The organism is Streptomyces sp. 2-1, from assembly GCF_048564895.1.
In the GTDB taxonomy this organism is placed as follows: domain Bacteria; phylum Actinomycetota; class Actinomycetes; order Streptomycetales; family Streptomycetaceae; genus Streptomyces; species Streptomyces phaeochromogenes.
Genome location: NZ_CP183383.1, coordinates 5,901,185 through 5,923,281, shown reverse-complemented (window position 1 = coordinate 5,923,281; position 22,097 = coordinate 5,901,185). Strand labels below are relative to the sequence as shown.

General features: G+C 70.0%; 21 protein-coding genes. 8 read left to right on the top strand and 13 right to left on the bottom strand.

The window, feature by feature from the left end; genetic code table 11:
- Window positions 1-122: 122 nt before the first annotated feature.
- On the bottom strand, window positions 123-440 hold the full coding sequence (locus tag ACN20J_RS26200; protein WP_419666930.1) for a hypothetical protein: 318 nt from the start codon (window positions 438-440) through the stop codon (window positions 123-125).
- Window positions 441-498: 58 nt separating this feature from the next.
- Between ACN20J_RS26200 and ACN20J_RS26195 the strand changes: the two genes are divergently transcribed.
- A complete protein-coding gene (locus ACN20J_RS26195) occupies window positions 499-798 on the top strand; it encodes a hypothetical protein (protein ID WP_307887696.1) in 300 nt (99 codons plus the stop codon).
- Between the two features lie 55 nt (window positions 799-853).
- On the opposite strand, the gene ACN20J_RS26190 is transcribed toward ACN20J_RS26195, so the two are convergent.
- The gene (locus tag ACN20J_RS26190) at window positions 854-1,045 is read right to left on the bottom strand and encodes a hypothetical protein (RefSeq protein ID WP_055618259.1); all 192 of its coding nucleotides are present in this window, start codon (window positions 1,043-1,045) and stop codon (window positions 854-856) included.
- Between the two features lie 432 nt (window positions 1,046-1,477).
- Here ACN20J_RS26190 and ACN20J_RS26185 point away from each other — a divergent pair, with 432 nt between their 5' ends.
- The 3 genes from ACN20J_RS26185 (at window position 1,478) to ACN20J_RS26175 (ending at window position 5,517) form a co-directional block, all read left to right on the top strand.
- Window positions 1,478-1,957, top strand: a complete 480-nt coding sequence (locus ACN20J_RS26185) for a MarR family winged helix-turn-helix transcriptional regulator (RefSeq protein WP_419666929.1) — start codon at window positions 1,478-1,480, stop codon at window positions 1,955-1,957.
- 23 nt (window positions 1,958-1,980) lie between these two features.
- The gene (locus ACN20J_RS26180) at window positions 1,981-4,590 is read left to right on the top strand and encodes an MFS transporter (protein WP_419666928.1); all 2,610 of its coding nucleotides are present in this window, start codon (window positions 1,981-1,983) and stop codon (window positions 4,588-4,590) included.
- Between the two features lie 102 nt (window positions 4,591-4,692).
- On the top strand, window positions 4,693-5,517 hold the full coding sequence (locus ACN20J_RS26175) for a YceI family protein (RefSeq protein ID WP_419666927.1): 825 nt from the start codon (window positions 4,693-4,695) through the stop codon (window positions 5,515-5,517).
- 7 nt (window positions 5,518-5,524) lie between these two features.
- Here ACN20J_RS26175 and ACN20J_RS26170 read toward each other — a convergent pair whose 3' ends face one another.
- Window positions 5,525-6,250, bottom strand: coding sequence for a GAF and ANTAR domain-containing protein (locus ACN20J_RS26170; RefSeq protein ID WP_190230860.1), 726 nt, complete (start codon window positions 6,248-6,250; stop codon window positions 5,525-5,527).
- A 241-nt stretch (window positions 6,251-6,491) separates the two neighbouring features.
- Between ACN20J_RS26170 and ACN20J_RS26165 the strand changes: the two genes are divergently transcribed.
- Both ACN20J_RS26165 and ACN20J_RS26160 read left to right on the top strand, forming a co-directional pair.
- The gene (locus ACN20J_RS26165) at window positions 6,492-6,836 is read left to right on the top strand and encodes an STAS domain-containing protein (RefSeq protein ID WP_419668955.1); all 345 of its coding nucleotides are present in this window, start codon (window positions 6,492-6,494) and stop codon (window positions 6,834-6,836) included.
- Window positions 6,837-6,873: 37 nt separating this feature from the next.
- Window positions 6,874-7,344, top strand: a complete 471-nt coding sequence (locus ACN20J_RS26160) for a PPOX class F420-dependent oxidoreductase (protein WP_189841615.1) — start codon at window positions 6,874-6,876, stop codon at window positions 7,342-7,344.
- A gap of 125 nt (window positions 7,345-7,469) precedes the next feature.
- On the opposite strand, the gene ACN20J_RS26155 is transcribed toward ACN20J_RS26160, so the two are convergent.
- The 6 genes from ACN20J_RS26155 to ACN20J_RS26130 form a co-directional block, all read right to left on the bottom strand.
- The gene (locus ACN20J_RS26155) at window positions 7,470-8,249 is read right to left on the bottom strand and encodes a TetR/AcrR family transcriptional regulator (RefSeq protein WP_361920565.1); all 780 of its coding nucleotides are present in this window, start codon (window positions 8,247-8,249) and stop codon (window positions 7,470-7,472) included.
- An 80-nt stretch (window positions 8,250-8,329) separates the two neighbouring features.
- Complete coding sequence (locus ACN20J_RS26150) at window positions 8,330-9,871, bottom strand: MFS transporter (RefSeq protein ID WP_419666926.1); 1,542 nt, start codon at window positions 9,869-9,871, stop codon at window positions 8,330-8,332.
- A 137-nt stretch (window positions 9,872-10,008) separates the two neighbouring features.
- Complete coding sequence (locus ACN20J_RS26145; protein ID WP_419666925.1) at window positions 10,009-12,255, bottom strand: ArnT family glycosyltransferase; 2,247 nt, start codon at window positions 12,253-12,255, stop codon at window positions 10,009-10,011.
- On the bottom strand, window positions 12,252-13,754 hold the full coding sequence (locus tag ACN20J_RS26140; protein ID WP_419666924.1) for a glycosyltransferase: 1,503 nt from the start codon (window positions 13,752-13,754) through the stop codon (window positions 12,252-12,254). Before ACN20J_RS26140 ends, ACN20J_RS26145 begins: the two co-directional genes overlap by 4 nt.
- A gap of 14 nt (window positions 13,755-13,768) precedes the next feature.
- Window positions 13,769-15,403, bottom strand: a complete 1,635-nt coding sequence (locus ACN20J_RS26135) for a sensor histidine kinase (RefSeq protein ID WP_419666923.1) — start codon at window positions 15,401-15,403, stop codon at window positions 13,769-13,771.
- Window positions 15,400-16,140: a response regulator transcription factor gene (locus ACN20J_RS26130; RefSeq protein ID WP_055616400.1), complete on the bottom strand. Its 741-nt coding sequence runs from the start codon at window positions 16,138-16,140 to the stop codon at window positions 15,400-15,402. The genes ACN20J_RS26135 and ACN20J_RS26130 overlap by 4 nt, the downstream gene beginning before the upstream one ends.
- A gap of 220 nt (window positions 16,141-16,360) precedes the next feature.
- Between ACN20J_RS26130 and ACN20J_RS26125 the strand changes: the two genes are divergently transcribed.
- The gene (locus ACN20J_RS26125; protein ID WP_419666922.1) at window positions 16,361-17,650 is read left to right on the top strand and encodes a PQQ-binding-like beta-propeller repeat protein; all 1,290 of its coding nucleotides are present in this window, start codon (window positions 16,361-16,363) and stop codon (window positions 17,648-17,650) included.
- A gap of 71 nt (window positions 17,651-17,721) precedes the next feature.
- Here the strand turns inward: ACN20J_RS26125 and ACN20J_RS26120 are convergent, their stop codons facing one another.
- From ACN20J_RS26120 to ACN20J_RS26105, 4 genes are all read right to left on the bottom strand, one after another.
- A complete protein-coding gene (locus ACN20J_RS26120) occupies window positions 17,722-18,579 on the bottom strand; it encodes an amidohydrolase family protein (protein WP_361920600.1) in 858 nt (285 codons plus the stop codon).
- A 166-nt stretch (window positions 18,580-18,745) separates the two neighbouring features.
- A complete protein-coding gene (locus tag ACN20J_RS26115) occupies window positions 18,746-19,132 on the bottom strand; it encodes an antibiotic biosynthesis monooxygenase family protein (protein WP_189841608.1) in 387 nt (128 codons plus the stop codon).
- A 105-nt stretch (window positions 19,133-19,237) separates the two neighbouring features.
- Window positions 19,238-20,134, bottom strand: coding sequence for a DUF2797 domain-containing protein (locus tag ACN20J_RS26110; protein WP_364187907.1), 897 nt, complete (start codon window positions 20,132-20,134; stop codon window positions 19,238-19,240).
- A gap of 117 nt (window positions 20,135-20,251) precedes the next feature.
- Entirely contained in the window at window positions 20,252-20,662 is a 411-nt protein-coding gene (locus tag ACN20J_RS26105) for an HGxxPAAW family protein (RefSeq protein ID WP_419666921.1), read from the bottom strand.
- A gap of 241 nt (window positions 20,663-20,903) precedes the next feature.
- Here ACN20J_RS26105 and ACN20J_RS26100 point away from each other — a divergent pair, with 241 nt between their 5' ends.
- Window positions 20,904-21,326: a MarR family winged helix-turn-helix transcriptional regulator gene (locus ACN20J_RS26100; RefSeq protein WP_419668954.1), complete on the top strand. Its 423-nt coding sequence runs from the start codon at window positions 20,904-20,906 to the stop codon at window positions 21,324-21,326.
- Window positions 21,327-22,097: the final 771 nt, after the last annotated feature.

Genomic DNA, 22,097 nt, shown 5'->3' with positions numbered 1-22,097 from the left:
CGCCGACGGATGGGTCACGAGTCGATTCGCGGTCGCCGAGGTGCCCTTGTGGGTGCCTCGGCGGCTTTCGTCTGTCTGGGGACGGTCCTCGCCGCCTGCGGGACCGGCGGCGGCAGTGAGGGTTACGTGGCCGTGCAGCGGCCCGCGTCCTCCGGCGAGGCGGTGGCGCCCACGGGGGATGTGGAGTTGGTGCCGTTGGAGGGCGCTGCGGCGCCCGAGGGGGCGATGGGCAGGTCGGGGGCCGGGAGTTCGGGGTCTCCGGGCAGTCCGGGAAGCGGGAGCGCGGGCGGTGGCGGCTCGGCGGTGTCCGGGGCGGCCTCCGCTTCGGGGTCCGACGGCGGCGGGCGTACGACTCCGTCGGCGGGCGGGGGTAACTCGGGTTCCGGATCCGACTCCGGTTCCGACTCCGGTTCCGCGAGCGGGAGTTCCGGCTCTGGCACTGGAGCGCCTGGTGGCGGTGCGGAGAGTTCCGGGAGCCCCGCGAAGCCCGGGCCCGCCGTGCTCAGCATCGGTGACCCCGAGCGGGAGCCCGCCGACAAGCGCTGGTGCGAGAAGGTCACCGTCGGGTTCCACAACACCGGGGGCACCGCGGTGCGTTCGGGCACGGTGACCCTGGGGACGCACATCATCGGGGCGCTCGGGATCGACTGGGCGACCGTCGAGTCGGCCGAGAAGCTTCCCGCGCCGATCGCTCCGGGCGCGCGGAAAGAGAAGACCTGGACGGTGTGCGTCGACGCGTGGCGCGTACCGCTGGGCATGCACGTCGAGACGCGGGACGTGTCCGTCCGGTTCGAGTAGGAGCGGGCGGGGGCGCCTTGCGGTGCCCCGGCCTACGTGAAGAGCTGCGCGAGGCCTACTTGAGCGCGAGCCAGGCGACGACTGCCACGACCGCGACGGCCACGATCACGCCGACGATCAGGCCGATGCGGGGGCCCGCGGGGGCCGCCTGCTGGCGGGTGCTCTGCGGGTCGTCGACGAACGCTCGGAACATCTGGGTGCTACCCGCGGGGTCGTAGTTGCCCTCGGGGCCCTGGGTGTTTGCCATGGGGCTGGACTCTAGGTGGCGGTTCGGGTGAACGTCCACCCGGGTGCCCCTTTGGGGCGGCTCCGGTGTGGGTGTGGGGTGGGGTGATTCGTTGGCCTCGGGGCGTCGTGGTTGGTTGCGCCTCTGAAGGCACCGGTGGGTGAGGTCGGTTCGTCAGGTGACGGTTCGCCTTGGTTGCTCGCGCAGTTCCCCGCGCCCCTGGGTGGGCGAGCCTCAGCCCCACCCACCCAGGGGCGCGGGGAACCGCGCAGCCAGCGCCCACCCACCCGCACCCGACGATGGGCCTCCACCCACAAAAGCCACCCCACCTGCGCGTTTACGTTTGGCAATACTTGCCTTTGCCAAGGTTTTAGGCCGGCGAAGCCGCTTTCATTTGCCTGCAGCAACCAACCGTTCTTATGGTTGCCTGAAGCAACAAATCAGGGAGGTGCGATGGCTGCTCGGCGTCAGTACGAGGAGCTGGCCCGGCAACTCAGTGCCATCGGTGCTGTGAAGCGGGGTCTCGGCAGAGTCCTCCCGCACGAGTGCCCGGCGGGGTCCGCCGCCGTGCTCACCCTGCTGGACCGGCACGGCGAGATGCGGATGAGCCGGCTCGCGGAGCTGCTCGCCATCGACATGTCGGTGACGAGCCGGCACGTGGCGCACGTGGCGGAGCGCGGCTGGATCGACCGGTCCCCCGACCCCGCCGACAAACGCTCACGCATCCTGCGCCTCACCCCAGCAGGCCAGGACATGCTCGCCGAACTCTCCGAGCGCTACATGAACGCACTCGTCCACTACCTGGCGGACTGGTCGGACGACGAGGTCGACCAGCTCAACACCCTGCTCGGCCGCCTGCGCACCAGCTTCGGCGACTGCAGGCCCGTACCGGCGGTACCCCTCGTCGAGCAGACAACCCGTACACCCGTATGACGCATCACAAGAAAAGGAAGCCCATGGCAACGACCACACCAACCGGTGTGCGGGGCTCACACGCCAAGCACGGAGGTGCCGACGGCGCCCCGATGACGCACCGGCAGATCATGGAGGCCCTCTCCGGACTGCTGCTCGGCATGTTCGTCGCGATCCTGTCGTCGACGATCGTCACCAACGCCCTGCCCGAGATCATCGGCGACCTGGGCGGTGGCCAGTCCGCCTACACCTGGGTCGTCACCGCCGCACTGCTGTCGATGACCGCCGCGACACCCCTGTGGGGCAAGCTCGCCGACCTGTACAGCAAGAAGGCGCTCGTCCAGATAGCCCTCGTCATCTACGTCCTGGGATCGGCCGCCGCGGGCCTGTCGCAGAACCCCGGCATGCTGATCGCCTGCCGCGTGGTGCAGGGCATCGGCGTGGGCGGTCTGTCCGCCCTCGCGCAGATCGTGATGGCGGCGATGATCTCCCCGCGCGAGCGCGGCCGGTACTCCGGCTACCTCGGCGCCACGTTCGCAGTCGCGACCGTCGGCGGCCCGCTGCTCGGCGGTGTCATCACCGACACCAGCTGGCTCGGCTGGCGCTGGTGCTTCTACGTCGGTGTGCCGTTCGCGGTCATCGCGCTGATCGTGCTGCAGAAGACCCTGCACCTGCCCGTCGTGAAGCGGGACGTGAAGGTCGACTGGGGCGGCGCGTTCCTCATCTCCGCCGCGGTCTCGCTGCTGCTGGTCTGGGTCACCTTCGCGGGTGACAAGTACGAGTGGGTGTCGTGGCAGACGTACGCCATGGTCGGTGGTGCCGTCGCCCTGGGGCTGCTGTTCGTGCTCGTCGAGTCGAAGGCCAGGGAACCGATCATCCCGCTGCGGCTCTTCCGCAACCGGACCATCACCCTCTCCTCTCTCGCCTCGCTCTTCGTGGGTGTCGCGATGTTCTCCGGCACCGTCTTCTTCAGCCAGTACTTCCAGCTGGCGCGGGACAAGTCCCCGACCATGTCGGGTGTCATGACGATCCCCATGATCGGTGGCCTGTTCATCTCCTCCACCGTCTCCGGGCAGATCATCACCAAGACGGGCAAGTGGAAGGTCTGGCTGGTCAGCGGCGGTGTCCTGATCACCGCGGGGCTCGGTCTGCTGGGCACCATCCGGTACGACACGGACTACTGGCGGGTCGCCGTCTTCATGGCGCTGCTGGGTCTCGGCATCGGCATGATGATGCAGAACCTGGTGCTGTCCACGCAGAACCAGGTGGCGCCGGAGGACCTCGGCTCGGCCAGCTCCACGGTGACCTTCTTCCGCTCCCTCGGCGGCGCGATCGGCGTCTCAGCTCTGGGTGCGGTGATGGCCAACCGGATCACCGACTACGTCAAGGACGGTCTGACCGGCCTCGACCCGAAGGACGCGGCCGCCGCGGCCGGTTCGAGCACCGGCGGCAGCATCCCGGACATGGACGCGCTGCCCGCGCCGCTGCGCACGGTCATGGAGAGCGCGTACGGGCACGGCATCGCGGACGTCTTCCTGATCGCGGGCGCGCTGGCACTGCTCGCCTTCCTCGTCACGCTGTTCATCAAGGAGGTCCCGCTGCGTACGTCGGGTGCGCTGGCGCAGGCCGCCGAGGCGCAGCCGGATGTCACGGCCGTCGCCGAGGCCACCCCGGCGAGTGCTGTCGCCACGGCTGACACCACGGCTGTCGCGACCGAGGCCGTCTCGACCGAGGCCGACGAGCGCGTCCCCAGCTGGGCCGTCGCGGACACCGGAACCGGCAACGGAAGCGGTACCGGTACCGGTACCGGTACCGGTACCGAGGGCACCCAGCGGCTCGCCGCCGTCGCCACCGTGGCGGCCGGGGCCGGCGGTGCCTCCGGCAACGGCTCGGGCGGGGTCGCGGTGCGCGGATACGTCCGCGGGGCCGAGAGCGCGCCCGTCCCCCGGGCCGCCGTCACGCTGATCTCGCTCGCGGGCCGTCAGCTGGGCCGCTCGGTCGCGCAGGCCGACGGCGCCTACGCGGTGGACGCGCCCGGCACGGGTTCGTACGTGCTGATCGCCTCGGCGGACGGGTTCCAGCCGCAGGCCTCGACGGTCGTCGTGAACGGTGAGCCGCTCGCGTACGACATCCTGCTGAGCGGGACGAGCGGGCTGTCCGGCACGGTGAAGGCCGCCGAGGGCGGGAAGCCGGTCGTGGGCGCGATGGTGATCGTGACCGATGTGCGCGGTGACGTGCTGGCCACCGGGACCACCGGTGAGCAGGGCGAGTTCGCCTTCGCCGAGCTGGTGCCGGGCGCCGTGACCGTCGCGGTGAACGCCGCCGGACACCGGCCGCGGGCCCTGCCCGTCGAGGTCGGCGGCACCGGGGTCACCCGGATCGAGGTCGCCCTCACCGCCGGAGCCCAGCTCCAGGGCGTCGTGCGGGCACCCGGCGGACCGCTGGGCGACGCCCGCGTCACGCTCGTCGACGCGGCGGGCAACGTGGTCGGCACCGCCACCACCGGGGCCGACGGGGCGTACGCCTTCGCCGACCTGGACAGCGGCGAGTACACGGTCATCGCGACCGGCTACCCGCCGGTGGCCACGGCGCTGACCGTGAACGGCGGCGGCGTGGACGGCCACGACATCGAACTCGCCCACCCCGGCGAGTAGTCGAGAACCAGTTGAGAGCCAGTTGAGGACCCCGGCCCGTGGCGCGTGCTCTTGCGGAGGCACGCACCACGGGCCGGTTTCATTTACGAGAGGTTGCTTGCCATGGGACTGACCGCGCGGATCCGTACGAGGGACGGCTGGGCCGTGTCGCACGCGGTCGTCACGGTGACCGACGGGACGGGCACGCAGGTGGTGCGCGCCGAGGCGGACGAGGAGGGCGGAGTACGGGATGCGACGGAGCTCGCGCCCGGGGCGTACACCGTGATCGTCACGGCCGTCGGGTACGCGCCCGCCGCGTCCAGCGCGATCGTGACGGCGAGCGGCCGGGCCGCCATCGGCACGGTGACGCTGGCCCGGCAGGGCGGCACCGAACTGCCGCCGCCCGGACCCTGGACCGTCGACCCGGCCCACTCCTCCGTGGGCGCGGTCGCCCAGCACCTGGGCATCTCCAGCGTGCACGGGCGGTTCACGGAGTTCGCGGGCTCGATCGACATCGCACCGGACGAGGTGGCCAAGTCCCGGGTGGAGGCGGTGATTTCAGCGGCCTCCATCGACACCGGCAACGCCATGCGCGACGGCCACCTGAAGTCCGCGGACTTCCTGGACGTCGAGCGCCACCCGCAGATCACGTACGTCTCGACGAGCCTGACCCCGGCCACCGGCACCGACCGCTGGACGGTCCACGGCGAACTGACCATGCACGGGGTCGTACGCCCGGTCGACCTCGACCTGGCCTACCTGGGCACCGGCGCCGACCCCTGGGGCGGCACGCGCGCGGCCTTCCGCGCCACCACTGAACTGCGCCGCGAGGACTTCGCCATGAACTACAACCAGGTGCTCCAGGCGGGCATCGCGGCGATCGGTACGACGCTGAAGGTGGAGCTGGACATCCAGGCGGTGCAGGGCGGGACGCTGCCGTCGCTGTGACGCCCGGTCACTCGCTGCTCCTGGCGTCGACGATTCGTCTGGCCAGGTCGCGGAGCTTGACGTTCTCCCGCTGGGAAGTGCGTACGAGGCTGTCGAAGGCCTCCGCCGCGTCGATGTCGAGGCGTTCCATGAGGATGCCCGTGGCCTGGCCGATCAGGTCCCGGGTGCGCATGGCCTCGGTGAGCTGTTCGCGGGCGGTCGCCGAGTCGAACGCGATGCTGACGTGCGCGGTGAACAGCCGGCCGATCCGGGTGGCCGAGTCGTCGAAGGCCCGCGGCTTGGTCGCGTACGCCGTGAGGACGGTGAGCCGCTGGCGTTCGGCGCGCAGCCGGAGCGAGAGGACCGAGCGCAGCCCGAGGTCGGAGAGCGCGGGTTCGCCGTCGTCGTCGCCGGAGGCGCTGTCCTCGATACGGGCGACCGGGGAGGTCCACAGCCGGGTCCAGTGCTGGTGGTCCCCGCCCGAGGCCAGGGCCTCGGCGGAGCGGACGATCTCGTCGGTCCAGGCGAGGGTCTGGCGGTGGGCCTTGCGCTCGATGACGGAGATACCGGCGTGCTCGGCGCCGGGAAGGATGTGCACGGCCAGCCGGACGGCGGTCCGCAGGGTGCCGCGGGGACTGGACGTCTCGTGCAGCTGCTGAGCCGCGACCGTCAGTGTCTCGGCCAGCTCAAGACCCCCGGAAAAACGGGGCAATTCGGAAAACTCAGACGCAGCCACCACGAACCTCTTCGGCATGCACGGCCCCGGATCCCGTCGTCGGTTCGACGACAGACCCCGGCGGCTGTGCGCAGGAGAGCTCCGCAGCACATTCCCGACTGCGAGCACAGGACGAAGAGCCACTTTAGCTGCTCTGTTGGAGTGAGGGCGCGGCTCTTCGTACGTGCTTCCGATCTCGCCCGCACGCGTGGTGCAATGGGCGTGCGGGTCAGGAAGCGGCCTCGTCGGAATCCGGACGAACGTCTGCCAGGTGAGTACGATGACCTTCTTCCCGAACCCCTTTGACCTGCCGGAATGCACCCTGCTCAGGCTTCCCTCGGAGATCGATCTGAGCAACGCCGATGTCGTCCTCGTCGGCGCCCTGGACGTCGTGGACGCCAGGAGGGACCGGCTGCGGCTGCTGGTCCTGGACCTCACCCGTACGCACTTCATGGACTCCCAGGGCGTCCGTGTGGTCGCCGGTGTCCGCGGGCGGCTGCCCCGGCCCGCCCAACTGCGCGTGGCGGCACGGCCGGACGGGGTGGCGAGCCGTGTCCTGGAGCTGACGGGGATGCGCCGGGACGTGCCTGTGTACGACAACCTCGCGGAGGCGATCGAGTCCTAGGCCGCGTCCGGGGTGGAGCGAGTTCTAGGCTGGGGCCATGGCATCGAACATCGCGACGAACACCTCTGTCTCCCTCGACGATCTGCTGGACTTCGTACGCCCCCGCCACCGCGCCATCCTGCTGACGCGCAGGTCGGACGGCGGTCCCCAGGGTTCCCCGCTGACCTGCGGAGTGGACGACTCGGGCCGGATCGTCGTCTCGACCTACCCGGAGCGCGCGAAGACCCGCAACGCCAAGCGCGACGACCGCGTCAGCCTGATCGTCCTGAGCGACGAGTGGAACGGCCCCTGGGTCCAGATCGACGGCACGGCCGAGGTGATCGACTCCCCCGACTCCGTCGAGCCCCTCGTCGAGTACTACCGCAACATCGCGGGCGAACACCCCGACTGGAACGAGTACCGAGAGGCCATGCTCAAGCAGGCCAAGTCCATCATCAGGATCACCCCGGAGAGGTGGGGCCCGGTGGCAACGGGCGGCTTCCCGGCAAGGCTGGCCCCACAGGAGTAGCCCTTTTGCTTTCAGGGGCGCGGGGAACGGCGCAGTCCTTCAGGGGCGCGGGGAACTGCGCAATCTTTTAGGGCGCGGGGAACTGCGCGACCAGCACCCCACCCACCCGCACTCATCCACCGGCCTCAGCCACCGGCTTCGCGGGCGACCATCGTCTCGATCCCCGCCACCAACAACTCGAACGCCACAGAGAAGTCCCGCTCCCGCATCTCCTCGACCGTGTCACCCCCACGCGCCTCCATGAGCCCCGCCGCACTCTCATAGTTCTCGGCGAACTGAGGATGCCCGCTGAACGTACTCATGGCCTGGTGGAAGTACTCGTCCTGCGTCATCCCCGCGGACGCGCACCGCTGCACGAAGTGCCCCTCGATCGTCCCGAACCCGTACACCCACTGGAAGACGGCGGAGATCGCCCCGCTCTGCCGCCGCAACGAAAGACCCGTGTTGCGCACGACCTCCTGCACCCGCAGCGAGAACGCCATGGAGTGCGGCCCGATGTTGAGGAACGTGCCGACGAGCGGCGACACCCAGGGATGCCGTACGAGCAGGCCCCGGTAGCCGACGGCCAGCGCCCGGAGCTGCTCGCGCCAGTCCTCGCCCGACTCCGGGTCGGGCAGCTCCAGTTCGCCGAACACCGCGTCGAGGGCGAGCTCGAGAAGATCGTCCTTGGTGTCCACGTACCAGTAGACGGACATCGCGGTCACGTTCAGCTCGGCGGCCAGCCGGCGCATGGAGAACTTGGCCAGCCCCTCCGCGTCGAGCAGCCGTACCGTGACCTCGGTGATCCGGTCCCGGTCGAGGGACGACGGCTGCCCGCCCCGGGCACTGCCGCCCCGCGGGGCCTTGCCCTCCAACCAGACGCTGGTCCGCGCCGGACGCTTGGCCCGGTCGGCTGCCCTCACCATGGCGCACCTTCCTCGGAACTCTTACGGAGGGGGCGCCCCGGAACACCGAGGTCCGCCCCCTCCCTGATGCTAAGCGGGCCCTACGCCGCCACCGTCACCGCGGAGTCTGCCCGTTCGGCCCGCCGGAGCAACGCCGCGGCCAGCAGTCCACCGAGGAGGACGGCGATCGCTCCCACCAGTTGACTCGTCTCCAGGCCGGAGGCGAACGCGTCCGTGATCCGCGCGCGCTCGTCCGCCGACTCCGCGGAGGCCAGCGCCGCGGGCAACGAGGCCGCCGCGACCGAAACCAGCGCGGCGAAGCGGGAGTTGAGAACCGCGCCGAGGACCGCCACACCGAGCCCGAGGCCGAATTCGCTGAGCGTGCCGTTGACGCCCGCGCCCACGCCCGCCTTCTCCGGGGGGATCGCGCTCATGATGGCGTTGGCCATGGCGGGCATGGCGACCGCGATGCCCGCGCCCATGACGACCAGGCCCAGCAGCATGCCGCCGTAGCCGCCGTCCGTGCCGCCGCCGAACAGGGCTATCGCGGCGAGGCCCGCCGACAGCATCGTCATACCGAGGGCGATGGCGGCCGGGGTGCCCACCTTGCCGACGATCCGGGCGCCCACGCCGACGAGGTTGAGGGCCACCACGGAAAGGGCCATCGGGGCGATGCGCAGGCCCGCCTCCAACGGCTCGTACCCGAGGACGAACTGGAGGTGCTGGGTGAGCAGGAAGAGGGAACCGCCCATGCCGAAGGCGACCAGGATCGCGCCCGCGACGGCACCGACGAAGCGCTCGTTGCGAAAGAAATGCATGTCCAGCATGGGGTGCTCGATGCTCAGCTCCCAGCGGACGAAGGCCGCGAGGACGGCGATGCCGACCGCGCCCGACCCCAGGACCTGGAGCGACGTCCAGCCGTGCTCGGGGCCCGAGATGATCGCGTAGACGACGGCGGTCATGCCGATCGTGGAGAGGACGGCACCCAGGAGGTCGGGGCGGTCGCCCTGGGGGTTCTTGGACTCGGGAACCAGCTTGAGCACGGCGACCAGGGCGAGGACGGCCACGGGGAGGTTGATCAGGAAGATCGCGCCCCACCAGAAGTGTTCGAGCATGACGCCGCCGAGCAGCGGGCCCGCCGCGAAGCCGAGCGAGTTGACCGTCGACCAGAGTCCGATCGCCTTGACCCGCTCGGTCTCGTCGAAGATCTGCACGACGACGGCGAGGGTCGTGGTCATCAGGAGCGCGCCGCCGACACCCATGCCCGCGCGGGCCGCGATCAGCTGGGTCGCGCTCTGGGCGAGCCCCGCGGTGACCGAGCCGACGCCGAAGAGGACCAGGCCCGTGGCGAGCATCTTCTTGCGGCCGTAGCGGTCGGCCGCGCTGCCGGCGGTGAGCAGCAGGCCCGACTGGACCAGCGAGTACGCGTTGATCATCCACTGGATGTCCGCCGTGGACGCGTCCAACTCCTCGGTGAGGGAGGGGATCGCGACATTGAGGACGGTGTTGTCGATCAGCACGGTGAGCGTGGCGAGCAGGATCACACCGAGGATCAGCCAGCGCTGGGGGTGGCCTTGACCTTGGCTTTGGCTGTGGCTCTGCCCCAGGCCTTGGCTTGGGCTTTCGCCCTGCGAGGTTGACATGCCATACACCGTAGAACAACTCCCATACGCTGTACAACACAAAAAAACGAGGGGCGGTGGCCGAGGCACTTTCGCCTCGGCCACCGCCCCTCTGCTGCCGCCCTTGAGCCGCCGTCCTTGTAGCGCTGTCCTCCGGACTAGCTGGTCGGCTGCGTCAGGTCGTAGAAGGTGGACGAACCCACCGTCACCTCCTTGAAGTTGTCCTGCACCCACTCGCTGATCTGGGTTCCGGTGCCGGAGCTGCTGCCGCCGCCACCGCCGCCCATGGAGCCGGAGGAGATGAAGTAGTGGATCTTCCCGTCCTCCACGTACTTCTTGAACTGGGCCAGCGTCGGCGACGGGTCGCTGCCGTTGAAGCCGCCGATCGCCATGACCGGGTCACCTGTGGAGAGCTGGTAACTCGCGGCGTTCTGGGCGCCAATGGCCGCCGCGACCCAGGTGTAGTCGCCGGAGTTCTTCTCCAGGAGTGCCTTGGCCTCGGAGCTGACGCTCGCGCCGTTGAGCAGACCGCCCACGCCGCCACCGCCACCCATACCGCCGCCGTCGCCGGTGCCGCCACCGCGCTGGGTCTGGCCGTTCTGACCGTTCTGGCCCGTCTGACCGTTGCCGCCCTGCTGGTTCTGGCCGCCGCCCGGGAAGCCGCCGGTCGGGGGCTGGCCCATCTGACCGTTGCCGTTCTGCTGGTTCTGGCCGGTGCCGCCCTGCTGGTTCTGGCCCGGCATACCGCCGCCGCCACCGGGGCCGCCGCCCATGCCGCCACCGCCGCCGGGTCCGCCCCTGCCGCCCGAGACCGCCGGACCGGCCGTCACGATCGAACCGGTGTGGCCCTCGTTCAGCGTGGTGAGGGTGTACGCCGTCGGACCCGCGAGGGCCGCGACGAAGCTCAGCCCGACGACGCCGAGGGCCAGTCGGCGCCCGAGCCGCGAGACGAAGACCAGGCCGAGCGCGGCGACCAGGCCGCCCACCAGGACCAGCCACTTCAGCCAGGGCAGGTAGTCGGAGGAGCGGTTCAGGAGGACGTACCCCCAGACCGCGGTGGCCGTCACCCCGGCCGCCATGGTGAGCGAGACCCACATTTTGCCGCGCTCTTCCCACAGCACGCTCGCGCCCATGCCGATCACGGCGGCGACGTACGGGGCGAGGGCCACGGTGTAGTACTCGTGGAAGATGCCCTGCATGAAGCTGAAGATCACCATGGTGATCAGCAGCGAGCCGCCCCAGGCGAGGAACGCGGCGCGGGCCGTGTCGGTCCGACGGGCCTTCCAGGTGAGGGCGATGCCCGCGGCGAGCACGATCAGCGCGGCCGGGATCAGCCAGGAGATCTGGCCGCCGATGGAGGAGCTGAACATCCGGTCCCAGCCGGTCTCGCCCCAGCCGCCGCCCCCGCCGCCGCCTCCGACGCTGCCGGTCTCCTCGCCGTTGATTCGGCCGAGTCCGTTGTAGCCGAAGGTCAGTTCAAGGAAGGAGTTGTTCTGCGAACCGCCGATGTACGGGCGGGAGGACGCGGGCCACAGTTCGACGATGGCCACCCACCAGCCGCCCGCGACGATCATCGACAGGCCCGCGAGGAGCACCTGGCCGATGCGCTTGCGCAGGGTCGTCGGCGCGAAGACCACGTAGATCAGGGCCAGCGGAGGCAGGATCAGGAAGGCCTGGAGGGTCTTCACCAGGAAGGCGAGACCGACGGCCGCACCCGCCCACACCAGCCACTTCGTCTGGGCCTTCTCCATGGCGCGCAGGACGCAGTAGACCGTGACGGCCATCAGGAGCGCGAGGGCCGCGTCCGGGTTGTTGAAGCGGAACATCAGGGCGGCGACGGGCGTGAGCGCGAGGACCGCCATCGCGACGAAGCCGGCCGCGGCGCTGAACCGGCGGCGCAGGGCCCCGTACAGAACTCCGGCCGTGGCGACGGCCATGAGGACCTGCGGGAACAGGATCGCGAAGGAGTTCAGGCCGAACAGCCGCACCGACAGCGCCATCGGCCACAGGGAGGCCGGGGGCTTGTCGACGGTGATGGCGTTGGCCGAGTCGAGCGAGCCGAAGAAGAAGGCCTTCCACGACTGGCTGCCGGCCTGGGCCGCCGCGGAGTAGAAGGAGTTGGCGTACCCGGAGGCCGTGAGGTTCCAGGTGTAGAGCGCGCCGATCAGCAGCAGCGTGCCGAGGAACGCCGGGCGCACCCAGCGGTGGTCCTCGGGCCGCCCGCGCCACAGCCGGCGCACGAACGGCTGCTTGGGGCTGCCGTCCTCGGGGGCGGCCGGCGGAGCGACAAACGGCTCCTGCACGGCGGTCGCCCCGGTCGGGCCTGGCGGTCCCCAGTCGGGGCTCGCGCCCCCGGAGGGACCGACGCCCCCCTGATAGGTCGTGTCGGGCTGAGTCGTCGTCATCGTGCGTCCCTCGGATCGTGATCGTTCGGACGCACCGGCTGGAGCTGCATGGTCGCGTCCCCCCAGGTCTGGTGGTCGTGCGGAGAGTGGGTCGTGCCGTACGCGGTCGTCCCGTACGAGGTCGTCCCGTACGAGGTCGTCTCGTGAGGCGCGGGAGCCGATCCGTACGGGGACTGCGTCGCCGTCGTGTAGACGGGCGAGGCCGGTCCGACCGGCACGGCGGGTGTGTGCGAGGCGACGACGGTCGACGGTGACTCGTCGCGCCGGTCCGGGAACACCCAGGCCCGGAAGAGCAGGAACCGCAGCACGGTGGCCGCGAGGTTGGCGGCGATGAGCACCGCCAGTTCGGTGGAGTGCGCGGGGTCGTTCGTCGCCGCGTTCAGGGCGGCGAGCGAACCACTGGTCAGGGCGAGCCCGATACCGAAGACGACCAGACCCTGCGCCTGGTGCTTCACCGCGCCGCCCCGGCCGCGCACCCCGAAGGTCAGGCGCCGATTGGCCGCGGTGTTGGCGACCGCCGAGACGAGCAGGGCGAGCGCGTTGGCGACCTGCGAACCCGAGAACGTACGGAAGCCGCTGTAGAGCAGCAGATAGAACAGCGTGGACAGACCGCCCACGACACAGAACCCGACGAGCTGGCGGGCCAGGCCCTTCGGTACGCCGCTGATCTCGCGGTCGCGGGGATCGTCGCCGAAGGGACGGGCGAGCCGGTCGAGGGCCAGCGAACCGGTGGCCAGGGCGCGCCCCACCCGCCAGACACCCTTGAGGTCGTCGGTCGCGGTCTTCACGATGTGCACGGTCGAGTCCGGGTCGTCGACCCAGTCGACCGGCACCTCGTGGATCCGCAGCCCGGCCCGCTCGGCGAGCACCAGCATCTCGGTGTCGAAGAACCATCCGGTGTCCTCGACGAGCGGCAGCAGCACCTGCGCGACATCGCGCCGGATCGCCTTGAAACCGCACTGGGCGTCGGAGAAGCGGGCCTGCAACGAGCCCCGCAGGATCAGGTTGTACGTACGGGAGATGAACTCCCGCTTGGCGCCCCGCACCACCCGCGAGCTGCGGGCGAGCCGCGAGCCGATCGCCAGGTCCGAGTGACCGGAGATCAGCGGGGCGACCAGCGGGAGAAGCGCGTTGAGGTCGGTGGAGAGGTCCACGTCCATATAGGCGAGGACCGGGGCGTCCGAGGCGGACCAGACGGTGCGCAGTGCTCGGCCGCGCCCCTTCTGCTCCAGCCGGAACGCCCTGACCTCGGGTATCTCCGCCTCCAGCCGCGCCGCCACCAGGGGAGTGGTGTCCGTGGACGCGTTGTCCGCGATGGTGATGCGGAACGCGTACGGGAAGGTGCGGGCAAGGTGCTCATGCAGTCTGAGCACACACGGCTGGAGGTCCTTCTCCTCGTTGTAGACGGGGATCACTACGTCCAGGACAGGCGTACCGGCATTTCCGGCCGGGAGGTGCTCCCGCGCCGGCAGGTTGCCGGGAGAAGGTTCGGTTCGCATGACGACGACTCTCGTCAAGCGCCCTGTTGCACCCATGTGGTCGTGCTGTGCTGTGCCTGTGAGTACGATTGCGAATTCGATGAGGAAATGAAGGCCTCATGAGAATGCGAGGCTTCGGTCTCCAGCGCGGGCAGATGCACGGTAAAGACCGTGCGTCCCGGCACACTGTCGACCGTCACCGCGCCGCCGTGCGCGGCCGCGACGGCCTGCACGATGGCGAGCCCGAGTCCGGTGGACCCGGAGGCACGTGACCGGGACGAGTCGCCCCGCGCGAACCGCTCGAAGACATGCGGGAGCAGGTCCGGCGGAATGCCCTGACCGTCGTCCTGGACGTCCACGCACACCCAGGCTCCCTGACGGCGCACGCGGGCGGTCACCGTCGTTCCCGGTGGCGTGTGCGTTCGCGCATTCGCAAACAGATTCACCATGACCTGCTGGACGCGCGCGGCGTCCGCCAGCACGAGCGCGGGTTCGTCGGGCAGCTCGAGGCGCCAGTTGTGTTCGCGACCGGCGGCGCGGGCGTCGCTCACGGCGTCCACGACCAGCGGGGAGAGGTCGGTGTGCTCGTAACTGAGTGGCCGCCCGGCGTCGAGGCGCGCGAGCAGCAGCAGGTCCTCGACGAGCCCGGTCATCCGCCCGGCCTCGGACTCGATCCGGCCGAGCGCGTGTCTGGTGTCGGGCCCGGTCTCTTCCCGTCCGCGTCTGGTCAGCTCGGCGTAACCGCGGATGGACGCCAGCGGAGTACGCAGCTCATGGCTCGCGTCCGCGACGAACTGCCGTACGCGCGTCTCGCTCTCCTGACGCGCGTGCAGGGCCCCGTGGACGTGGTCGAGCATGCGGTTGAGCGCGGCACCGACCTGTCCGACCTCCGTGTGGGGGTCGGTCTCGGACTCGGGGACGCGTTCGTTGAGGGTCACCTCGCCGGTGTGGAGCGGCAGTTCGGAGACGCGGGTGGCGGTGGAGGCGACCTTGCGGAGGGGACGGAGGGCGACCGTGACAAGGACGGACCCGGCGATCCCGGCGGCGACGAGGCCGGCCACCGTGACGCTCACCTCGACGATGACGAGGGTGTTGATGGTGCTGGTTACGGACTCGGTGGGGAGGGCGACGTAGAAGTCGCCCTTGACTCCGGTCACGTACGTGACGCGGTACTCGCCCATGCCCGGGATGTCGACGGTGTGCATGCCGGTCTTGGACACGGAAGCGAGCGCGGACTTCGCCGCCTCGCCGAGCTCGTCTGAGTCCATGCCGTCGAAGGCGCCGCCGGTGGACTTCTCCACGGCGACGACCGCCTTGGTGATCCCGCCGTCGGCGTCGACCTCGGCGGCGATGGTGTCCTTCTGCGTCCCGCCCTTGGTGACGAACTCGGTGAGCTGGTCGTCAGTCGAGGAACCCCCGGGCCTCGACGACACGCCGCCGTTCGGGTTCTCGGGCAACTGGTCCGGCGGCGGACCACCGGCACGCCTGGCGGCCTCGGTCACCTGTGTGTCCAACTGCTTGTACAGGTGCTGGCTCAACGCGACGGTCGTGACCGTACCGATCACCGCACACACCACCGCGATGAGCGCGACCGCCGAGACGACGAGCCGCGTCCGCAGCGTCCGAGGCTGTCGGCGCCGCTGCTTCCGCAGCTGTCGTCGCCCGCTCATGACACCGCGGGCTTGATCAGATACCCCGCACCACGCCGGGTGTGGATCATCGGCTCACGTCCGGCGTCTATCTTGCGGCGCAGATAGGAGATGTAGAGCTCGACGACGTTGGCCTGGCCGCCGAAGTCGTAGGACCACACGCGGTCGAGGATCTGCGCCTTGCTGAGCACCCGGCGCGGGTTGCGCATCAGGAAGCGCAGCAGCTCGAACTCGGTCGCGGTGAGGTGGATGCCCTCGCCGGCCCGCGACACCTCGTGGCTGTCCTCGTCCAGGGTGAGGTCACCGACGACGAGCACCGAGTCGGAACGGCGGTCGGCGGCACCGGAGCGGCGGATGAGCCCGCGCAGGCGTGCCACGACCTCTTCGAGGCTGAAGGGCTTGGTGACGTAGTCGTCGCCGCCGGCCGTCAGGCCCGCGATCCGGTCCTCGACCGCGTCCTTGGCGGTCAGGAAGAGAACGGGCACGTCGGGCAGCTCGCGCCGCAGCCGGCCGAGGACGGCGAGACCGTCCATGTCGGGCAGCATCATGTCGAGCACCACGGCGTCGGGCCGGAACTCGCGCGCGGTCTGCACCGCACCGGTCCCGTCACCCGCGCTGCGTATCTGCCAGCCTTCGTAACGAAGGGCCATGGACAACAGCTCGGTGATCGACAGCTCGTCGTCCACCACAAGCACTCGGACGGGGCTCCCGTCCGGCCTCAGCAGTTCGGTGCGCCCCTGGGGCGAGGTCGTGGTCATAGCGAACACATTGCTGGGCTCCTCTGAGAACACGCTTTCTGGAACCTGTGAATTCCCTGAGAAACGCACAGGCACCTCTCAGGGAACACCCTGGGAACTCCTTGCCTCCGCGGACGGCGGCGGGGGAGGATCCGTCATCCGCCGGTCATGGTGATCAGGGGGTGGCCTGTGGGGGGCTGTTGTGGTGGGTGGGGACAGAGCTGACGGACCTATGCCTTCGATGGAGGAACTCAGCCTTCGGGAGGGTCGCAGGTCCCTGTGGATCATCATGGCCGCCGTCGCGGTCTGCCTCCTGCTCGTGCCGTTGGCCCAGTGGCTCCAGCCTTCCGGGGAGAGCGACCTGGTCACCGGCGCGCAGGGCCCTTTCCCCGCCGCGTTCGGCGCTGAGGCACCGGTCGCACCCGAGCACGTCATGCGCCGTAAGACGGGGGACAGAGTCCTGGTGCACGGTCTGTCCGTGGAGTCGACGACCAACGGCGCACGGGCGGTGAACCTGCGGACCGGCAAGGAGTACTGGCGCTACGAGCGACAGGACGAGAGCTCCGTCGCGATGTCGTTCGACGTCTCGGAGCGCACCGTGGTGATCGCCTACCGGGAAACCCTGGTCGGTGTCGATCTGCGCACCGGCAAGCGGCTGTGGCGTGAGGACCTCGGGGACGGCGAGGCCTTCCGGAACGTCAGCCTCGGCGCCGGTCAGGCCCTGACCGCGGCGGCCGGCGCCGTGCGCGCCTTCGACGAGCGCGACGGCCGGAGCCTGTGGACGGCGAAGACGCCCAAGTCCTGCCCCGAAGTGGGCGTCTACGCCGTGTATGCCCTGCCGGACCACGTGAGCGCGGTCCCGCTGCTGTGCAACGTGGCGAGTCTCGACACGGACAACGAGCAGTACTACCTCCTGCTCGGCGTCGACAACCGGACGGGGAAGGCCCTCTGGCAGCGGCGGATCAGCCATCCCAGGGGGGTGGTCATGGGCGACGCACACACTCTGGCCGGCCCGAACCCTGACACGGACGACTCACTGGCCGTCCAACTGCTCGACATGAGCCGGGAAGGAGCCACTCCGCGAGCCGACCTGGACACCACCGCGTGGAATCCGGTCGGCGCGGGCAGCGGCACGGTGCTGTTGGCCACCGATGCCCAGGGCGACGGCGACAGCAACCATGACACCGTCCTGCACGCCTACGACACCGAGGACGGCCGCCTCGCCTGGCGGCTGAAGGCACCGGCCGGCCAGGAGTACGGCTCGGGCGTGATCGCCGACGGCCGGGTGTACCTCGTGCGCCAGCCCCTCCTCACCAAGGCGGACGCCAAGCGCCGTGTCCGGGACGCCGAGTTGCTCGTCCTCGACGCGGACACCGGGCGCACGCTCCACACGCTGCGCCTGCCTGCCATGACCGCGCCCGACGACGACGTCTACTTCATGAAGCTCGACGTCCACCAGGTCACCGACGGAGCGCTGAGCCTCTCCTGGCGGGAGCTGGGGACGGACGAGCAACTCATCATCACCGACTGACCCCCGCCACCTGTACCTTTCCTCCGCCTACGGCTCTCCACTCCTCCGCCCATGGCTCTCCTCACAGCTCCTCAAATCCCGAACAGCCGCGCCCCGTTGTCATGACAGACCGCCCGGAGCCACTCGTCCCCGAGACCCAGCCCCTCCAGCACGCGCAGCTGATGGACGTACGGATAGGGGATGTTGGGGAAGTCGGTCCCGAGCAGGATCCGGTCACCGAGGTCGGCGAGCCGGGGGAGCGCCCGCCGGGGGAACGGGGCGAACCGCTCGCTGAAGTCCGTGAACGCCATCGTCGTGTCCAGCCGCACCTCGCCGAACCGCTCGGCGAGGCCGAGAAAGTCCTCGTACTCCGGCATCCCCATATGCGCGAACACCAGCCGCAGCCGCGGATGCCGCGCCAGCACCCGCCCGATCGGATCGGGCCCGGTGTGCTTGCCCGGCGAGGGCCCCGAACCGCAGTGGATCACGACAGGCATCCCGGCCTCGGCGAGCAACCCCCATGCCGGATCGAGGAGTTCGTCGGCCGGGTCGTACGCCCCCACCTGGACGTGCGCCTTGAAGACCCGCGCGCCCTCGTCCACCGCCTTCTGGACGTACGCCGCCACGCCCGGCTCCGGGAAGAGGGTCGCCGTGTGCAGACAGTCGGGGGTGCGTCCGGCGAACTCGACAGCCCACTGGTTCAGCCACTCGGCCATGCCGGGCTTGTGCGGGTAGAGCATGGCGGTGAACGCCCGCACACCGAACTCCCGCAGCAGACCGACCCGTTCACGCTCCTCGGCCCGGTAGGTGATGGGCCACTCGACGCCACCGGTCAGCGGCCCGAGCGCGTCGAAGTACTCCCAGACCTTCTTCAGAACCCGCTCGGGCATGAAGTGGGTATGGACATCGACGAGCCCGGGAAGCCCGAGCCCTTCCCAGAACAGCCGCACTTCACGGGCCTCGTCGGTCCAGTCGTACCCGTTCGGCCGGTCGGGCCCGTCCGGCCCGTCGTGCCCATCCCGGTGGTCGTGCCCGTCCGGGTGGTCGTGCCCGTCCGGGTGGTCGTACGCGTCCGGTTGGCCTGTCCCGGACTCCCCGGCGTCCCCGGCCACCCCGTCAGCCGTGCTCACGCTCGGACCCATGCCTTCGCTCGAACCCATGGCTTCGCTCGACCTTGGCGACATGCAGGGTGTAGCGCTCGTACCACTCGGCACGCCCGCGCTGCTGCGCCGCCCGATGCTCGGCATTGGTCCGCCACTCCTCGACGGCGTCCGCGTCACGGAAGTACCCCACGGTGATGGACAGCCCGCCGGGGGAACCCGCGTAGTCCATCCCGAGGTATCCCGGGATCTTCTCCACCAGCTCCTCCATCCGCTCGTTGGTCTCGCCGTACCCTCCGGCGACTCCGTCCCGTCCGCCCTCATCGGTCTTCACCGAGGTGAAGACGACGGCGTAGTACGGCGGCTCGTAGGCGGCGACAGGTGCAATTGGGTGATCGCTCATGTCGTCCACTCTCGGCCCCGCCGTCGCGCCACGTCCAGGGCCTTTGCCGAAGGGGATCCCAGAGGGATCGATCTCTTGACCATTCCTCCCCGCCTCCCCCCTCCCTCAGAAGAGCCCGCCCTGAACACCACCGAACTCCCTTACAGGGACGGTGACTTCAAGTCGCGCATCCCGCCCGTCCCGCCCGTCCTGCTCACCCCGGCCGGCCCCGGTCAGTTCCCAGCCGGTCATGAGCCGCGTGTCGAGCACGACGACCCCGCGCCCGGTCCGCAGGTGCAGATCGGGCCCGGCGGCGGCGACGAGCTCCCCGCTCACGACCCCGCCCGCCACGAGCTCGCCGACGACACCGGCGGCGGGCGGCAACCCGCCGAGCCCGAAGACCTCCGCATGATCGACGGCCACGAAGGGCATCCGCGCCAACGCCTCGGGCCACCCGCCCAGTCCCACGGCCCGGGCATGCAGCTCCCGGACCTCCGCCACCCGCGCCCCCGCGTCCGGCAACTCGCTCCGCACGGCCCGCTTGGCGTCGTACGGAATCCGGTCCGGCACCCCCAGCGCCGTACGCAGCAACTCCTCGCTCCGCCGGGCGGCCATCAGCGGTCCGCGCCCGAGCCAGGTGAAGGCGACAGCGCCCTGCTCCAGCAACCGGGCGGACCCGCGCTCGACTGCGGTGATCCCGACCTTGACCAACCCGGGTCCGAACCACGCCAGATAGACGGAGTAGGGCCGTGGATCGTCGGCGATGGTGTCCGCGGCAACGGAGTGGGCCCGGTCCAGCCGCCCGCACTCCTCGCACCGGGCCCCGACACTCCGCCCGGACACCGCGGCCCGGGAAGGACAGCTGTTCCCCCGCGCCCCCACACATGTCCGCCCGCTCTCACCGGCAACGGCGAACGCAACCCGCTTCCCCCACGGCAACGCACTTCGACGCCCCCCATCCCACGTCAGCACGGGCCCTTCGCCGCCCCACCGAAGCCCCGTGCATTTCCACAGCTGTGCCATCACTCACGAGCGTAGAGGGCACCACTGACAACGGGACGCCTGTCGGCAACGGGACGCCCTTCGGTCAACGCGACGTCCGTCGGGCAATGCCACGACCCTCGGACAATGAGACGACCGTCAGACCGCGGACTCGGAGGAAGCAGGCTCAGAGGGAGCCGATCCCGAGGCGGCATCCGGCCCCTGAACTCCCTGGGCGGAAACAGCCACGACGGTACTCACCGAACGCCCCCGCCCCCGCCCGGCCAGCCGGCACCCGACACAAGCGGGATGCCCGGCCCTCGCGCCCCGGTCCCGCACCCGCATACCCCGTTCCGCCACCGGCCGGATCCCGGGCGGCTTGCCCCACCCAGCCAGATGCAGCCCCCAGGTCACCAGCACACTGAGCCCCACGACGCCGAGACCCAGCCAGATCCAGGCCGTGGACCCCAGACACATCCCGACCCCGGCCACCGACGTGCCCACGACGGCCACAGCGCAACCGGTCCACCCGGCGACGGTGTGCCCCTCATCATGGTGATTCCCGCTCATGTACATACCTCCTGACCGACGCATGACCAGGATCCGCCAGATCCTCTTAGCAAGTAAGAAATTTACCTTACGAACTAAGAGATCTTCCAGATGCCAGCAGGGAGAGAATCCGGCGGAGGGGAGAATGACGGAGCGAGAGAAGAAGGAGAAGGAGCAGCGGGTGAGTGAGAAGAGGGCGAGCGAGAGCGGCTCGGGCCCGCGTGAGCGCCCGTCGGCCACCCCGACGGAGACCCTCTCGGCGATGGACCACGTCATCGCCACGAGCATGGTCGCCCAGCAAGAGATGGCCCAGCGCCTGGGCATGAACGCCTCGGACCTGACCTGCTTCGGCTTCATCCTGGAAGCGGGCGAAAACCTGCTCACGGCAGGCGACCTGGCCACCCGCGCCCACGTCACCACCGGCGCGGTCACCGGCATCGTCAACCGCCTGGAACGCGCGGGCTATGTGACCCGCCAACCCGACCCCTCCGACCGCCGCCGCGTACGCATCGCCCCGGTCCAGGCCGCGGTCGACCGCGTCACCGCCCTCTACGGCCCGTACTACGCCCGCCTGACCGAACAGTTCAACGACTACTCCCCCGCCGAAATCGCCGTCCTGAACGACTGGTTCACCCGAACCGGCAAGCTGATGAGCGACTACCTCGAAGAGGTCCGCGGAACCTGACCGCCACGCTTCTCCGCCACACACCCCAACAACCGCCCACTCCAACGTAAGAGGCCCCGGACTCGACGTCCGGGGCCTCTTACCTGTGTGCACTCGGCAGGATTCGAACCTGCAACCTTCTGATCCGTAGCTCTGTATAGATCGGTCATCGGAGGTCATTCAGGCTGCGGAGACAGCAGCGAGGGCCGCTGTCGGGCGATGCCGATCGCTGAGGTTGCTGTACTTCGTTGCTGTACAGCAGGATCCCCATCGGGGGTGAGGTCGTGGGGCGGGAATAGCTCGAACAGCTGCTGGGTGCTGCCGATGAGACGTCGTTGGCCGCACTATCTGCTCTCCGTGTGGGTGCCTCTTACATCGTCTGGGACGGAACGACATCAGCCGAGTCGCTCGCGACAGCCTGCGGGTGCCGTCTCCGGCACTCCCTTCGGAAGCGCATCGATTCCTCCGGCTTGCCACGGGCGGTGTAACGCCTGGACGTATACGGCTGACCGGTTCGACTGGGCCAGATAAGGACTGCCGACAGATCGTGGATCTTCATACTGTTTCTCGACGCGAACGGCAGCGCGCTGGTGGCGTGCACTGACGTTCGGCAAACGCGGCCGGGCCCGGCACAACCAGCCACTCGCTGACTCGCACCGCCACCTCGCTTCCCGACTGTGGTTGGGGCGCGTACGGGGGCGTTCTCCTCGGTTCATGGGTGGCCGACAGCCCGCGAAGGGCACTGGTTCCCCTCGCACCTGATGCACTTGTCCGCGGTTGTGCCTCAGCGTT